This is a genomic window from Jeotgalibaca ciconiae (assembly GCF_003955755.1).
Classification (GTDB): Bacteria; Bacillota; Bacilli; order Lactobacillales; family Aerococcaceae; genus Jeotgalibaca; species Jeotgalibaca ciconiae.
This window is the reverse complement of sequence record NZ_CP034465.1, coordinates 412,915-429,944: the sequence shown is the minus strand read 5'-3', so window position 1 is coordinate 429,944 and position 17,030 is coordinate 412,915. Positions and strand designations below refer to the sequence as shown.

The following is a 17,030-nucleotide window of genomic DNA, read 5'->3' as shown; positions in this document are numbered from 1 at the left end:
GGAGAAATGTTAAGTGAAACAAAAGCGTATAAAGTTTTTAAGATATTTAATTATTTTCTTCTTGCAGTAATTGTCTTCGTTACATTAACACCATTTATGAACGTTGTAGCACAATCTTTTAGTAGCGAGGCTTATATAAATGCAGGTCAAGTATTTTTAATACCGAAAGGATTTAATACAGAAACGTATGAAGTAATTTTTGGAGATCGCACTTTTTGGCTGAATTATCGTAACACCATTTTATATACTATATTGGGGACCGCAATCGCAATGGTTCTAACTACTATGCTATCTTATGTACTATCTAAAAGACGTTTGAAAGGAAGAGGTTTCTTTATTGGTTTCTCTGTATTTACAATGTTTTTTAGTGGCGGAATGATTCCTACCTATATTCTTTATAATAATACGTTAGGAATAACAAACACGATTTGGTCGGTGGTACTGCCAGGAGCTTTAAGTATTTACAATATGTTAATAATGAAATCTTTTTTTGAAAATCTACCAGATTCATTAGAAGAGGCAGCCGCGATTGATGGTATGTCAACGTATGGAATCATACGAAGCATCATTCTACCGTTAAGTAAACCAATTTTAGCAACGATGATCTTGTTTTATGCGGTTGCTTATTGGAATTCATGGTTCCAAGCATTCTTGTATCTGAACAATAAAGATTTGTTTCCCGTAACATTATATTTAAGAAATATGATTTCTGGAGCAATGGGAATGTCAGATGTGGGTCAAGCTGCATCTGACAATCAAACTCAAATTGCTTCCAATATTAAGTCAGTTACCATGGTGTTAACTGTGTTGCCAATTATTACTGTTTATCCGTTTGTGCAAAAATACTTTGTACACGGTATCATGTTGGGCTCAGTTAAAGAATAACTATTTTAACTTCAGGTATAAATTTGTTCTTATGAATTTAAAGTAGAGATGTATAAGCACTACTTTATATTTAATAAATGCAATAATTTCTGATAACTAGAAAGGAGGATGAATGGAAGAGAATGAAAGTTGTCAGAAAAAATTTAGATTCTATTATTTTTAAAAATATTTTATTAAATATTAGCAGGAGGACAACCATGAATTCTAAATTAAAGAAAATGATTTTAGCAGGTATATCAGTTAGCGCAGCAACTTTATTAGTAGCGTGTGGAGGAGAATCAGGAGAGGCTGGTTCTGATAATGATGGAGGCGGAACAGAAACAAGTGAGGATTTAGGTTCGAAAGGTGCGATGGAAAGTTACGAAGCAGGAGATACATTTGCTGCAACTGAACCTTTGAACTTTTCTATTGCTTACAGTGACCATCCAAATTATCCAATCAATGATGACTGGCTATTCTGGTCGAAACTAACTGAAACAACAAATGTAACCTTAGATCCGGTTGTAATTCCAATGAGTGATTATGCACAAAAAAGAAGTTTACTTATTAGTGCCGGAGATGCACCGTTAATCATTGAAAAAACTTATCCAGGGGAAGAGCAAGCATTTGTCTCTTCTGGTGCAATACTAGCGGTAAGCGATTATACGTATTTGATGCCTCATTATACTCAAAAAGTTGAAGAATGGGGGTTGGATGCAGAGCTAGATGGTCTACGACAAGAAGATGGAAAATATTATGTTTTACCTGGTCTTCACGAGACAGTAAAACATGACTACTCACTTGGTTTACGGACTGATATTTTTGATGACTTAAACATTGAATATCCGAATTCTTGGGATGAATTAGAAGAAGCTTTAGCAAAAATTAAAGAGGAGACTGGCATGGTTCCTTTCTCAGACCGCTGGCAAGGACAAGCATTATTAAATTTTGCGGCGGCGTCATTTGGAACAATTGGCGGTTGGGGATTCGGACAAGGAGTTCAATTCGATAAAGAAGCCGATGCTTATGTATACGCACCAACAACCGATGAATATAAAACAATGGTAGAGTATTTTGCTGGACTTGTAGAACAAGGATTGATGGATCCTGAGAGCTGGACGCAAGATGATGAACAAGCAGTTCAAGTATTTACTACCGGTAAATCTGCTGTCATTAGCGCGAACTCTCAAACTGTTATCCAAATGCGTGAAACTATGAATGAAACTTTAGGTGCAGATAACTTTACTGTTCAAAAAATTGTTAACCCAGAAGGACCAGCGGGAGCTTTGGTAGGTGGACTTAGAACGGAAAGTGGTCGTATGATTAGCGCAAAAGCATTAGAACGTGATGACTTTGAAGCATTAATGCAATTTGTTGACTGGCTATGGTATAGCGATGAAGGACAACTATTTGCCAAGTGGGGAGTTGAAGGAGAAACATTCGTTTATGATGACGAAGGGAAAATTATACCTGCTGAAGGTGTAGATTATCTAGGATTGAATCCAAACCCAACTGGCGATGAAAAACATCTTCAAATTGACTTTGGTTTCTCTGGTGGAGTATTTGCTTATGGTGGAAAAACAGAGTTAGTACAGTCAATTATGGATGAGGAAGAAGTTGCATTCCAAAATGCAACGAATGAAAGCCGAGAAGTTACTGAACCAGGACCACCATGGCCAATTCCAGAGGCAGCTCGCGAGCAACTAACTCTACTTGGGACACCTCTAAAGGATTCTGCTGATACAGCTACGTTGCAATTTATTACAGGACAACGTTCAATGGATGAATACGATGCGTTTATTTCTGAATTAGAAGGACAAGGATTGCAACAGTACTTGGATGTCGTTAATGAAGCATATAATAGTTATAAAGAAAATAATTAGTCGAATTAGGCAGTGATAAAGTTGTAAATATGATTGGGCTGCCTTCCATATTGTGAAGGCAGCCCTATATTTACGATTAGGAGAAATTATAGTGAACAGGAACATTTTTGTTAATGAAAGCAGGATGAAAACTGGAAACACTGTATTGGCACAGGCAGGTTAAGCCTTGCGTTGAGAAAAGAATACATGGATGCATTGGCAGTCGTCCAAAAAGATATTGGATTTAAATACATGCGTAGATCATATTTTTGATTCTTTTTTGAATTTAGGGTTAAAGCAATTTATTGGATTAGTATTTATTTTTGAACATCTCGCTTCTGGAAAACAGACTGTATTTTGGTGTTAATTCTCCTTACCGTTTATCAAGATATAGCTCCAAGCAAAGAATTTAAGTTTGGGCAGTGACTATGTTGATTCTTTCTCATACTGGTTAATTTCAGATGAATTCTAAGAAGATATATCAAACAGTATTTCTCATGGTGGTTTTGGACTCATGGCATTTCATCAAATCAAATCAATGCAAAGAAAGTATTTATTAATAAGAGTATTGTGAAAGAAGAACATGGGAACGCTTGAGTGATCATGATTTCCTTCAAAAGAACTGATAAACCTATAAAAAAGTATACAAATACAGCGGTGAAAGATAATAAGCTTGAATTAAATATAATGTTAGAAAAAATGAAATTAGTTTATATGAAATCTGGTTTGTAGAAGAAGAAAAACAAATCTATGAAGGATTAGGTGATTCTCGATTGATGCGCTATTAATAAAGAAAAGGGGGAAGAGAGATGGGAGAAGAACAAAAACAAGAATTTGGGAGTGGGAAATTATATAAAATAACTCAAAATATATACTGGTTTTTTGGTATAAATATAATATTTTTATTAAGCAATAGTTTGTTTTTTATTTTTATTTTATTTTTAGAGAAAAGTTTTTCAAATATTTCACTCTATTTACTTAGTATTATACCTTCAGGACCAGCGCTTGCAGCAATAATTGGTTCTACCTTTAAAATAATTGAGATTGATGATTTTTCTACGCCGATTAAAGATTTTGTAACTTACTATAAAAAGAATTTTTTTGATTCTTTAAAAATTTGGATTCCCTTTTTATTTATTCTACTAATATTATTTACGGATGTATTTTATTTTTATGAATCAGGCAGTTCTCTAGGTTTCTTTTTCTTCTTGTTTTTAACGATTTTAGTGATTTTATATATGATCCCAACCTTCATGATTAATATTAAATTTAAATTTAAAATAAAAGACTTGTTAAAGCTAGGAGCATTTTATAGCTTAACCAAAATAAAAATAACTTTTGGAAATCTTGCTACTTTATTTACTTTATTTGTTTTAGTGTTTTATATTTCAGAATTGATATTGCTATTTATTTGTAGTTTATTAGTATACTTCCTTGTTAATTATAATTATTCAATCATAAAAGAAATAAGAGAGAAGTATACATTAGGATAAAAAAATCATATAGAATTTCTGATCAGTTTTATTGTTCTTGTAAAATTAATAATTATTTTAAAAGGAGAATATGAAAAATGAAAATTATGAATCCGATTTTAAAAGGTTTTAATCCAGATCCAAGTATGTGTAGAGTTGGAGAAGATTACTATATTGCAACATCAACATTTGAATGGTTCCCGGGAGTACAAATTCATCATTCAAAAGATTTGGTTAATTGGCAATTAGTAAGTCAACCTTTAAATACAACTGATTTATTAGATATGAGAGGAAATCCAGATTCTGGAGGAGTATGGGCTCCACAACTAAGTTATCAAGACGGTAAATTCTGGTTAATCTATTCTGATGTGAAGGTTGTAGAAGGAAATACCTGGAAAGATGGCTATAACTACTTAACAACTTGTGACACCATTGACGGTGAATGGAGTAGACCCATTTATTTAAATGGATCAGGATTTGATCCATCACTCTTTCACGATGAAGATGGAAGAAAGTATTTAATTAATATGTTATGGGATCCTCGAGTAGGTAATCATCAATTTTACGGTATTGTACTACAAGAGTATGATCATACTGAAAAAAAATTAATTGGAAATCCTGAAATAATTTTCAAAGGCACTGAGTGGGGACTTGTAGAAGCACCTCATCTTTATAAAATGAATGGCTATTATTATTTATTGACTGCTGAAGGTGGGACGAAGTATGAACATCAAGCTACAATCGCTCGATCAAAGGATTTAAGAGGACCGTATGAGGTACATCCTGGTAATCCATTAATAACTTCTTATCCCTATCCAGATATTGAGCTACAAAAAGCGGGACATGCATCAATTGTAGAAACACAAAATGGTGAGTGGTATTTAGCACATTTGACAGGTAGGCCTATTAGACCAGAAGATATGAAATTAGCACAAGGAAGAGGGTTTTGTCCTTTAGGCCGCGAAACAGCTCTACAAAAATTATATTGGGAAAATGATTGGCCATACGTATTAGGAGGAAATAAACCAAGTTTAGAAATAGAAGCTCCTGATTTACCAGAACAAAAATGGGAAACAAATTATCTGGAAAAAGACGATTTTGATTCAGCAAATTTAAATATTCATTTCCAAACATTACGTATACCTTTCAATGAAGATATTGGTTCTTTAGAAGATCGCTCAGGGTACTTACGTTTATATGGAAGAGAATCTTTCCATTCATTGTTCACACAATCATTCGTAGCAAGAAGATGGCAAAGTTTTGAATTTGAAGCAGAGACAAAAGTAGAATTTAATCCAGAAAGCTTCCAGCAACAAGCCGGATTAGTGTGTTACTACAATACCCGCAACTGGACAAGTCTACATTTAACTTGGAATGAGCAAAAAGGAAAAGTACTGGATTTAGTAAATTGTGAAAAATTCATTACGACACGTCCAATTGCAGGAAATGAAATCAGTGTTCCGGAAGGCGTAGAAGAAGTGTATTTAAAAGTAAATGTAAACAAGAAGTTCTATCAATACTCATATTCATTTGATGGAGAGACATGGCATAAAATTGAAGTTAGATTTGACTCCTATAAACTGTCAGATGATTATATTGAACAAGCTGGATTTTTTACAGGAGCATTTGTAGGTATGAGTTGTATTGATACTTCTGGCAGACGTAAGCATGCCGACTTTGATTATTTCAGATATAAAGAAATGTAGGAATGATGATTATTGAACCATTGTAGGAGGAAGATGAACAAAAGAAGGATTGAGGATTATGTCTCAGTCCTTTTGTTTTTATCAAACGATAAGAAAACTATGAACGGAGGGTTATCCATTGTTTGGACCCAAATATATTACATTTGAATTTGTTGAAGATACTTTTCCAGTAGTCAACCAGGATGGAGCGACAAAAATACATTATTCGGAAAATGAACATGAAAGCGTTAAAAGAGCAATTCAAGATTTACAAAAAGATATTTTTAAAGTAACTTCTCGTCAACCAGAATTAAAAAACTCTTTACCAAAAAAGGAAAAGGCGATTGTAATTGGTACGTTAGGTACTGATGATTGGCTAGAAAAATTAATTTCGAAAGTTGATTTAGAAAATCTAAAAGGGAAATGGGAGTCATTTTTAATCCAGACGATCAAAGTTCCGCAATTTGAAGAAATACTTGTAATTGTAGGAAGTGACAATCGAGGAGCTATTTATGGAATTTATGACTTAGTGGAAAAGATGGGGGTTTCTCCATGGTATTGGTGGATGGATGTTCCAATTTTATCTCGTTCAGAAGTATATGTAAAAAAAGGAAGCTATTTCCAAGGAGAACCTTCTGTTCAATATAGAGGCTTCTTTTTGAATGATGAGGGACCATCTTTAATGACATGGGTACGGAAAAACTATCCTGATTTTACTCATGAATTCTATGAAAAAATTTTTGAGTTAACTTTACGATTAAAGGCTAACTATCATTGGCCAGCAATGTGGGATAGTACTTTCTATGAAGATGATGAGAAAAATATTGTAACGGCAAATCGATATGGTGTTGTTATTGGAACTTCCCATCACGAACCGATGAACCGTCCTCATGGTGACTGGAAGAAACATAAAAAAGGACCATGGGATTATCATACAAACAGGGACTATCTTTATGATTTCTGGAGAGAAGGTATCGAAAGAAGTAAAAATTATGAAACTATCATCAATCTAGGGATGCGAGGAGATGGTGATGAAGCAATGGAGGGAAATCTGACTTTTGAAGAAAAAAGTCAGTTACTTGAAAAAATTGTAGAAGATCAACGAAAAATTATTAAAGAGACTCACAATGATAAGAAGCTGGAAGAGGTTCCTCAATTATGGGCTCTCTATAAAGAAGTGAAAGATTATTATGATGCCGGAATGACTGTTCCTGACGATGTTACGTTATTATGGGGTGATGATAATTTTGGAAATATACGTAGATTGCCAACTGAATCGGAGCAGAGTAGAAAAGGTGGAGCAGGTATATACTACCACCTTGATTATGTAGGAGGACCACGTAATTATAAATGGGTAAATACCGTTCCAATTGAAAAGATTTGGGAACAAATGCATAAATCGTACGCATATAATGCTACTAAAATATGGATTTTGAATGTTGGCGATTTAAAACCGATGGAATTTCAAATGGAATTTTTCTTGCGTATGGCGTGGAATGTGGATGATTTCTCCAAAGATTCATTATGGGATTATAGTGTTGATTGGGCAAATTATTATTTTGGTGAAGAGTTTGGTTTAAGAGTAGCAAAGATTATACATGGTTATTCTAAACAAAATGGAAGAATAAAGCCTGAAATGTTAAATGGAGTTGAACTATATAGCCATCAACACTATCAAGAAGCAGAACGAATATTAAATGAATTCGAAGAAATCATTGAATTGGCGGAAGAATTAATGAATAACCTTCCTGAAGAGAAAAAAGATACATTCTTCCAAGTTGCTTATTATCCAGCAAAAGCATCATTTACCGTATTGAAACTTCACTTACTTGCTGAGAAAAGTAAATTGTACTCAGAAAAAGAAAGAAGCAGCGCAAATGTAGCAGCAAGGGAAGCAGAATTGCTCTTTCTAGAAGATAAAATGCTAGCTTTTGATTATAACAAACGTACAGCATTAGGAAAATGGAATCACATGATGGATCAAATTCATATTGGATACACCTATTGGCAACAACCTGAAGAACAGGTCATGCCAGAAGTTACTCGTTATGATAGAAAAGATAAAGGTGAAATGGATGTTAATGTGGTTGGAAATTTAACGACTAATGTATTTACGAAGAGAGAAATGGCTGTTGATATTTATAATAAAGGGAAAGAGCCGATTGAAATTAAAATAGAAAGTCAAGATGAATGGATTCAACCTTCTTTAATAACTACTAAAGTGATTAATCAAGTTCGTATTACATTCTCCATTGATTGGAAGAAAGTACCAAACGGAGAGAATGTTAAAGGTACTGTAGTCATTTATCAATTAGGAACTCCATTAAAAGAAAAATTAAGAATTTCAGTTTATAATCCTTCTTCCGATAAAATTAATCAAATGAAAGGATTTGTTCCTGTAGACGGGGTCATATCAATTGAAGCGGAGCATTATTCACGAAAAAAAGATACGAAGTATCACAGCTGGGAAACAATTCCGAAATATGGACGAACAATGTCTTCTATGGGAATCTTTCCAGTAAAAACGGATAAAGAATATTCAATTTCTGAAGCTCCAATTTTGGAATATGACGTATATTTTCCATCTGCAGGAAAATATACAGCAACAATATTCGTAGCGCCATCACTCGATTTCACACCTGAAAGAGGGTTACGTCTAGGAGTGACAATTGATGAGGAGGAGTTCCAAATTATTGATGCAGTCCAGTATGGAAAAAATGGTAGTTTCCACGAATCAGACTGGGAAAAAAGTGTGATTTATAACATTCGAGAATTAAAAGTTACTTTGGATAGTAGTGAAGCAGGTAACCATGTAATAAAAGTAGCAATGGTTGATCCACAAGTAATTATACAAAAAATCATCTTGGATCTAGGAGGCTTGCAACCATCATATCTTGGGCCACCTGAAACACCACAAGTGGGTAAAGACTATTCTCCGATTTCGTTCACTGAAATTGCTGACTATAATATCGTACCTGGTAATGTAGCATTTGCTGAAAGAGAGATTCGTATATTTGCAGAAAAATCAGGATTATATCGATTTGATGGTCTAACCGGTGAAATGTTGATTGATTCTATTCCACTTTTAAAACAAAAAGATACAGACGAAGTAATCTATCATTTAACTTCAGGATATCATAAAATAGCATATCAAAATTGGGCAGAATCGAGAAGTCATTCATTATCCATTGAACTGATAGATGAAGATAGATTGGTCATTCGGCCTTCGCTCCGATCGTCAGAAGAAATAATTGTTCAGTTAGGATTTTTGAATATTGATCAGTATTCCCATTCCTATAAAATAAAATATCGTCTACTGAATGAAAAAAAACAGCTAATTGGCGAAGATTGTATAATTGGTGTAATAGAAAAAGAAGGAAAAGAGATGTTAAATAAGTGCTTCGAAGATTCTATCCAAAAAGGAGAATACAAACTAGAAGTTGAATGGGAGACAGATAAATCTTCGAGAAAACAACATTTTTATTTCAAAATTAATAACTAGAGCTACTGATGGGAATATTCCCGTTGAGTTGTAAAAATAAAATCATAATCAGTAAAGAAAGGATGAAAATACGTGGCCAATAAAAAAATGACATTACACGAAGTATATAAAGACTATTTTAGAATAGGAGCAGCAGTAAATACTAAAACAGTTTTAGAAGATAAAGATTTAATTAGTACTCATTTTAATAGTATAACTGCTGAAAATGAAATGAAGTTTGAACTTCTTCATCCCAGAGAAAATGAATATACATTTGAAGCTGCTGATTCTATTGTTGATTTCGCAAAACAACATAATATTGAAATGCGTGGACATACTTTAGTATGGCATAATCAGACTCCACGATGGGTTTTTGAAAATGAAAGCGGTTCTCTTGTAACAAGAGAAGTTCTTCTAAACAGACTACAAGAGCATATAAAGACTGTGATGGAACATTTTAAAGACCCGTTTTATTCATGGGATGTTGTAAATGAAGCTGTGGAAGATCACGGTAATTTCTTATTGCGCAAATCTCCTTGGCTAGAGATTATCGGAGAAGATTTTATTGATAAAGCCTTTTATTTTGCAAAAGAAGCAAATCCAGTCAGTAATTTATATTATAATGACTATAACGAATCACATCCTGAAAAAAGAGAAAAAATATACAAACTTGTAGAAGGATTGGTAGCGAGAGGAGTTCCAATAGATGGGATTGGTCTTCAGGGACATTGGAATTTAAACAATCCTTCTATTGAAGATATACGGAAGGCGATTGAAAGATATGCCTCGCTAGGTCTCAAGCTTGAAATAACTGAAATGGATATTTCTGTATTTGATTTTGAAGATACAAGAACGGATTTAGTTCAACCGACTAATCAAATGTTAGAAATACAGGCTGAAAAATATGAAAATGTATTCAAGCTATTTAGAGAATACAGCGAGCATATTGAGAGTGTTACCTTTTGGGGAGTATCAGACAGATACACTTGGTTAAGTGATTTCCCAGTAAAAGACCGGAAAAACTGGCCCCTTGTTTTTGACAAAGACGGTAAGCCTAAAAAGAGTTTTGAAAGCATTACAGATTTTTTTGATTAATAAGAGGCGAGAATATCTATTGGAGGAGAAAAGATGTCGGTAAAAAATATTAGAGAAGAAGCGTTACTAAAATTAAAAGGAAACTGGTTACTAGCAATGGTTGGATATGTGATGACTTTTTTCATACCAACAATATTATCTCAAATATTACTTAGTGTGAGTAATCAGAATAATGCTATTCTGTTCAATTCGTTATTTTTTAATGGAGGAACAATAGATTATGTGTCATTGATTTCCGAAAATTTTCTCCTGCTATTATTTTTAATGATTATCTTTTTTTCTTTTGGGATTCTTCGCACGAGTTATCGTTGGTTAGCTTTAGATATTATCAATAATAAAGATTTCTCGATTAAATCTATTTTCCAAGTATTAGACAATAAAGTGTTTTGGAAAACATGTCAATTAATTTTGATGCGCACAACCTTAATAATGTTGTGGAGTATGTTATTTATTATTCCAGGAATTATAAAAGGATATGAATATTCTCAAGCAATCAATGTACTAAAAGAGAATCCTGAGATGAAAATAATAGAAACGCTAAAAATAAGTGTCCAAAAAATGAAAGGATATAAACGAGTATTTTTAGTACTACAATTGTCGTATATATTATGGTACTTTATCCCGACTATTTTATATGTATTATTTATTTGGGCAAACTGGTCGAATGTACAAGTTGGTTTTGATATGGGCGCTGATGGTATTTCAATTGTGTTTGGTTTAGCGCTAGGTATTTTAACCATGTTTGGATCAGTGATGTTTCTCTGCTCATTTTATGTTGAACCATTTAAAGCAACTGCAAAACAAGTTTTTTATAAGGCAATTATGAATGAGGAATTCTTGTTAAAAATAAATGACAATAGAGATTCTTATGAACAAAAGTTAGTAAAAAAATAAGAAAAGCAGTCTAATTTAATGAGTAAAATACATTTATGATGTTCTGAAAAGAGGAATATATGTATGCAAAATAAAGAGGTAATATTGAACATGTCTAACTTTTTTAGTGAAGGCATGGTTTTACAAATGGAAAAACCTTTATTAATTTGGGGAAAAGATTTACCTTTAATGAGAATATCAGTTTCGTTTAAAGGAAAAATACATCACACAATCAGTAGAGCAAATGGCTATTGGGAAATTCAATTGGGTAAACATCAGCATGGGGGTCCCTATCGACTCCAAATAAATGGGAGTTCTAGTAAAACGATTGATGATATCTACATAGGTGAAGTCTGGCTTGCTGGTGGTCAGTCCAATATGGAACTTCCAATCCATAGAGTATATGATTCATATAGAAAAGAAATTGATGAAGCAAACTACCCACTTATAAGACAATTTCAAGTTCCAATGACGTATAATTTTACAAATCCTCAAGAAGAAATTGTTGAAGGTAGATGGATATCCGCAACTCAAAAACATATTCAGAATTTTTCTGCTTTAGCGTTTTTCTATGCAAAAAAATTGTATGAAGAACTGGGTGTTCCGATAGGAATTTTACATACTGCTGTCGGAGGAACTCCAATTGAAGCTTGGATAAGCGAAGATACATTACGAAAATTAGGTGGATTCGAAGAGGATTTTTTGTTTCTTAAAGATTCCGAAAAAGTTGCAAAAACGATAAGAAATGATGAACTTAGAGCAAAAAAATGGTATGAAAAATTAGCATCGTTAGATAAAGGCTTCATAGATAAGCCTTGGTACGAGACAGATTCAAATCATATCAATTGGAAAAGTATTAAACTCCCTCAAATGTTTCATAACACTCCTTTGGAGAATATATCTGGATCAATTTGGTTTAAAAAAGAATTCTTCATAGAAGATGAATTATTGCATGATGAAAACAAAGTACTTTGGTTGGGAACATTGATTGATTCGGATGATACTTTTATAAATGGCATTCGTATAGGCCGTACAGATTATCGGTATCCTCCTAGAAAATACAAGTTGGATAAAAATGTTCTTAAAAAAGGGAAAAATATCTTAGTCGTGAGACTAGAGGTAGTGAATAAAATAGGAGGTTTTATACCTAATAACTTTTATGGTATTAAATCTAAAAATTGTCGCTTGTCCTTTGATGATTGTTGGAGCTATTGCATAGGTGCAGAGATGAAGCAATCGATAGAACCTACTACATTTTTTCAATATAAGCCTTCGGGAGTTTATAATGCAATGATTTACCCATTAAAAAAATATCCTGTTCGAGGGTTTTTATTTTACCAAGGAGAATCAAATACTGGAAAACCAGCAAGATATGCAGAATATTTTGAAGCATTAATAAATGATTGGAGAAATTTATGGAGAGAAAAATTACCGTTTTATTTTATCCAATTAGCTAATTATACGGAACCAACTGTACTTATTGATGATCGCAAGTGGGCAGAATTGCGTTTTCAACAAAGTTTAATCAGTAGGGACGTAGATAATACGGGGATGGTTTCAGCGATAGATGTTGGTATAGAAAACGAACTACATCCACCTGATAAGAAAACTCTTGGAAACCGCCTAGCTAATTGGGCTTTGGATGAAATATATTCCATACCAACATCTCATAAAAATCCAGAAATAGAAGAAATTCAAAAATATGGAAATCAATATGTTTTATCTTTTGGCCCATCAGTAAAACAGTTAAAACTCATAAATGGAACAAAAGTTGATATTGAATTGCTAGATAAAAATAATAAATGGCACTCTGTAAATTCAATTATCGAGCAGAATAAAATAATCGTCTCGTTCAATAATGAAGATGAGTATCAAGAAATACGTTATGCATGGCGAAATAATCCTTCTGGTATTTTGCTGGAAGAAAACAGCGAATTGCCAATTTTACCGTTCAAACTTTCTTTAACGGAAATAGCAGACGCTAGCAAATAAATGCTAGTGTCTGCTATTTTTATAGATTTACAAAATCAAGCTCAAAATAATTGGTAAAAATACTGCTGGTGCGAAGTTCATTACTTTTAAATCAGTGATTTTTAGCATATTCAATGCTAAACCAATAATTAATAATGATCCTACACAAGTCATTTCATTAATAACCGTTTCAGTTAATAAGGGTGCGAGTACACTTGCGCATAAGGTAATCGTACCTTGATAAAGAAAGACAAGTACTCCAGAAAGCAAGACCCCAAACCCTAGACTCGATGCCATAATGATAGCTGCTATACCATCGATTAAAGATTTTGCATAAAGGGTGCCGTGGTCGGCAGTTAATCCACTTTGTAAAGAGCCTACAATCGCCATTGCCCCCACACAGACAACCAGACTTGCTGTAATAAATCCTTGTGCAATAGACACTTCGCCATTAACTGCAGGAGGAGAAATTTTCACTTCAATCCAAGCGCCGAGCTTGTTGACTTTCTCGTTCAAATCAAAGCCTTCACCAATTAAAGTACCAATGACCATAGACAAAATAACGATTAAAATATTTTCACCATTTAAAATTCCGGTAATACCAATATATAAGACACATAAACTTAATGCATTCATAACAGCTGTACCGATTCGCTCTGAAAGACCCTTTTTTAAAAGGAGACCCACTCCTCCACCAAAGAAAATCGCTACGCCATTTACTATTGCACCCATTAATACCACGTACTCACTCCTTATCACAACATTAAAAAACGATTAATGCTTAGTATAGTGATTTAGGGTGAAATGGTCAATGCTTGTTTAAACAAGCTCCTTTAATGCTGCAGCAATAGAGCGTAATTCGGTTAAGTCACTTTTTGACGGGTTTTCGATACTCAATAATAAATCGTCAGCTTGTAATTCGGTATTACTTTCTCCATCATTGTTTTCAGCGACGATATAGAGATCTCCATATAAATCTTCAGCATCTTTCACTTCTTTAACGATAATATCAAAGGAAGAACTTTGGTAGTTTTGCTTAAATCGTTCTATTTTTTTTATAATATCTTGAATATCCATAAAACACCTCTTCTTTTTACCGCATTATACCAATCACCGATACAGCAGACAATGGTTCTTAATTTTTTTTGTTAAATGTTATCTTATCCATATGTGAAAGCGTTATTTTATCGTACAATATAAGTGTAAAGATATGAAGAATGGGGGAAGGGAGTAAAATGACAAAATATTTAATCATAACAGCTGATGATTTTGGAATTGATCTGGTAACAAATGAAGCAATTGAAGAATTAGCTAGTCTTGGAAAGATTACCTCTGTTTCACTAATGATTCCTGGAAAAGCAGCTCTGGACGCGGTTGAACGGATAAAAAGAATCCCTCATTTAAGTGTCGGTTTACATGTTACATTAACTTCTGATCTGGAAAACGAAAAATGGGGATGTTCAGCTCCGAGTGATTCAACTACTCCCTTAATTGACAAAGACGGTTTTATTCATCTAATTGACGAAGATGGTTATTTTTATTCTGATATGGATGAATTTTTAAATAAATCTGCTAGTGACACTGTGATTTCTGAAATAGCGGCTCAATACTCTTATGGCGAAAAATTAGGGATTACTTTTGATCATTTAGATAGTCATAGCGGAGTGCTTTACGGCTTAACTGGAAAAACATTTATAAGTATTGCTTTTCATTTTTGTGAAACGCATCGATTGCCTTTCCGTTTTCCCAAACAAATACAAGCACTCGAAAAAATGATTGATCATGCTGTGTCTCAAGAAATCATCGAAATACACAGTCAATGGACTAAGTTTGCAGAAATAAAAGGTGTGCAACTACCAGATTTAATTCTTTCAAATCCTTTTTCGATGGAAAAAATTCCAACATATGAGCATTTAAAAGAATATTATTTGGAGGAGCTGAGACATTTACCTCATGGGATTACGGAATTATTTTTACATCCATCAAAAGCAGACAGTGAGTTTTTTGTTTTACCTGGATGGCAGAAAAGGGTTTGGGAGTATCAACTATTAATGGATCAAGATTTTCATAAAACACTTGAAGAAGAAAGGATTCAGTTGGTTTCTTGGAAAACAGTTTTTCAAAATAAAGAATAGACAGCTGACGGAAGGACTCCACTGAGTCCTTGACGCTGTCTATTCTATTCTTTTCTTACTAACTATTTTTACTGTTGCCTTGGGTACGTTTCCAGACAATCTATATCAATGAGATAATCTGGATTTGACATTTAAATTATATCTTGCAACATTCCCTTTTATACTAAGACTATTTAATCACTATTTTAGTCCCGGTTTTCTTCTTCTTTCACTAATTCCTCATCAGAGGAAATACCGATATCTTCTAAAGCTTCATCTAACTTGTCCTCTGGAATCGTTTGATCACCATGTGGTTCATAAATCGTTCCTCTTACATTTCCCACGCCGGCTGATGGATCTTCAGAATGTGACCTTGGTTCTGAATCAGGCATGGATACCGTAGAAGAACCTTCTTGCATCGCTTCATTATATGCATCTTTGGCCTCGTCCATTAAGTCATGTGCTTTATCCATACCTTTATCTTTCCATCCAGTTACACTTTTCTTAATGTCAGAGCGAAGTTCTTTACCAGATTTTGGTGCAAAGAGTAGAGCGATGACAGCACTAGCTGCCGGCAAGATCAGCATTTTGGCTATTCCCACCTTCTTCACTTTTTCCGGCATTACTTTCATGGCTCCTTTAGCAGCTTTTATTTCTGCTTTCTTATGCATTTTGGCCATAGTGCCGGCATCTGGCATATGTTCCTTGGCAGCTTTTGCAATTTTGGGTCCAAAATCCTTTGCCATTTTTATTGCTTCAGGTGTATGATTCTTGGACATTCCCATCATCTTCATTAATTGAGACATTATTAAGCTCCTTTCAATTTTTTCCATTCCGCTTAACAGGAGATACGTACATCGTCATTGCATGATCATGAAGTTTCTATATACATACTTTATAACAAAGAATCCGTTTTCAAAAGCAAAACGCCTTTTGGGTCTCTTTTGACGGCTATTTTATTTAAGTAGACAATTATTTCGCTCAGAAGATACCTACTCAAGACCGATGGAAAAAAGAGGAGGAAGCTGTATACTTTTCTAAAGATATTTTGATTAGGAGGTGGGATAAAAATGGAAAAATTCAGTTACTATATGCGTGAAATAATCCATTCAGTATCTAAAGGTTTAGGTAATTATTTGAAAGCAACGTTTAAACTTGCTGGAATTGCCACCATCATTTTGGCTGTTGGACTATGGCTGGTGGGGGTCGACTTTTGGTTCTGGAAGGCTATTGGAATTGCATTTGTTGATATGATCCCGATACTGGGAAGTGGAATCATCATGATTCCATGGGCTCTCGTTCATTTCTTTCTGGGGAATACCAGCTGGGCCTGGCAAATTGGTTTAGTCTACATTGTGCTGGTAGTTTTCCGCCAGATTGCGGAACCGATTATCACAGGCCGATCTATTGGTGTTCGTCCACTTTATACCTTTCTTTCAACTATCGTTTGTGTTCTAATTTTCGGACCGATTGGTGCAGTGTTGGGAGCGGTTGTTGCAGTTGTCATTAAAGCAATTACAGAAGTGAAAGCTTTTGAAAAAAAAGACTATGAAATATAAAACTTAACCATATTAATGGCTATTCGTTTTCTTGTACCATTATAATTTCTATAA

Annotated in this window: 13 protein-coding genes and 1 pseudogene; 11 read left to right on the top strand and 3 right to left on the bottom strand. The window is 33.9% G+C overall.

The features are described from left to right. The first annotated feature begins 6 nt into the window (after positions 1–6). The 9 genes and pseudogenes from EJN90_RS02005 to EJN90_RS01965 all read left to right on the top strand — a co-directional run bounded on the left by EJN90_RS02005 (position 7) and on the right by EJN90_RS01965 (position 13,324). Positions 7–885, top strand: a complete 879-nt coding sequence (locus tag EJN90_RS02005) for a carbohydrate ABC transporter permease (RefSeq protein WP_126108633.1) — start codon at positions 7–9, stop codon at positions 883–885. 197 nt (positions 886–1,082) lie between these two features. After that, a complete protein-coding gene (locus EJN90_RS02000; RefSeq protein ID WP_126108632.1) occupies positions 1,083–2,747 on the top strand; it encodes an ABC transporter substrate-binding protein in 1,665 nt (554 codons plus the stop codon). Positions 2,748–2,885: 138 nt separating this feature from the next. Next, positions 2,886–3,093, top strand: a pseudogene (locus EJN90_RS14160) (hypothetical protein); the annotation flags it as partial. A gap of 442 nt (positions 3,094–3,535) precedes the next feature. Further along, positions 3,536–4,219 (top strand): YesL family protein, encoded by a 684-nt coding sequence (locus EJN90_RS01990; protein WP_126108631.1) that lies wholly within the window; start codon positions 3,536–3,538, stop codon positions 4,217–4,219. A gap of 77 nt (positions 4,220–4,296) precedes the next feature. Beyond that, positions 4,297–5,904, top strand: a complete 1,608-nt coding sequence (locus tag EJN90_RS01985) for a glycoside hydrolase family 43 protein (RefSeq protein WP_126108630.1) — start codon at positions 4,297–4,299, stop codon at positions 5,902–5,904. A gap of 118 nt (positions 5,905–6,022) precedes the next feature. Beyond that, positions 6,023–9,385, top strand: a complete 3,363-nt coding sequence (locus tag EJN90_RS01980; protein WP_126108629.1) for a glycosyl hydrolase 115 family protein — start codon at positions 6,023–6,025, stop codon at positions 9,383–9,385. A gap of 72 nt (positions 9,386–9,457) precedes the next feature. Continuing rightward, positions 9,458–10,459: an endo-1,4-beta-xylanase gene (locus EJN90_RS01975; protein WP_227872551.1), complete on the top strand. Its 1,002-nt coding sequence runs from the start codon at positions 9,458–9,460 to the stop codon at positions 10,457–10,459. Positions 10,460–10,492: 33 nt separating this feature from the next. Next, on the top strand, positions 10,493–11,353 hold the full coding sequence (locus EJN90_RS01970; RefSeq protein ID WP_126108628.1) for a DUF975 family protein: 861 nt from the start codon (positions 10,493–10,495) through the stop codon (positions 11,351–11,353). Positions 11,354–11,416: 63 nt separating this feature from the next. After that, positions 11,417–13,324 carry a sialate O-acetylesterase gene (locus tag EJN90_RS01965; RefSeq protein WP_126108627.1) on the top strand — a complete coding sequence of 636 codons (1,908 nt, stop codon included), beginning with the start codon at positions 11,417–11,419 and terminating at the stop codon, positions 13,322–13,324. A gap of 27 nt (positions 13,325–13,351) precedes the next feature. On the opposite strand, the gene EJN90_RS01960 is transcribed toward EJN90_RS01965, so the two are convergent. Continuing rightward, positions 13,352–14,035, bottom strand: coding sequence for a DUF554 domain-containing protein (locus EJN90_RS01960; protein ID WP_126112201.1), 684 nt, complete (start codon positions 14,033–14,035; stop codon positions 13,352–13,354). Positions 14,036–14,122: 87 nt separating this feature from the next. Beyond that, positions 14,123–14,380: a hypothetical protein gene (locus tag EJN90_RS01955; RefSeq protein WP_126108626.1), complete on the bottom strand. Its 258-nt coding sequence runs from the start codon at positions 14,378–14,380 to the stop codon at positions 14,123–14,125. A 158-nt stretch (positions 14,381–14,538) separates the two neighbouring features. Here EJN90_RS01955 and EJN90_RS01950 point away from each other — a divergent pair, with 158 nt between their 5' ends. Then, the gene (locus EJN90_RS01950) at positions 14,539–15,438 is read left to right on the top strand and encodes a ChbG/HpnK family deacetylase (protein WP_164543973.1); all 900 of its coding nucleotides are present in this window, start codon (positions 14,539–14,541) and stop codon (positions 15,436–15,438) included. 185 nt (positions 15,439–15,623) lie between these two features. On the opposite strand, the gene EJN90_RS01945 is transcribed toward EJN90_RS01950, so the two are convergent. Further along, entirely contained in the window at positions 15,624–16,223 is a 600-nt protein-coding gene (locus tag EJN90_RS01945) for a YtxH domain-containing protein (protein ID WP_164543972.1), read from the bottom strand. Positions 16,224–16,487: 264 nt separating this feature from the next. On the opposite strand from EJN90_RS01945, the gene EJN90_RS01940 reads away from it, so the two are divergent. Then, positions 16,488–16,976: an AI-2E family transporter gene (locus EJN90_RS01940; RefSeq protein ID WP_126108623.1), complete on the top strand. Its 489-nt coding sequence runs from the start codon at positions 16,488–16,490 to the stop codon at positions 16,974–16,976. Positions 16,977–17,030 lie beyond the last annotated feature (54 nt).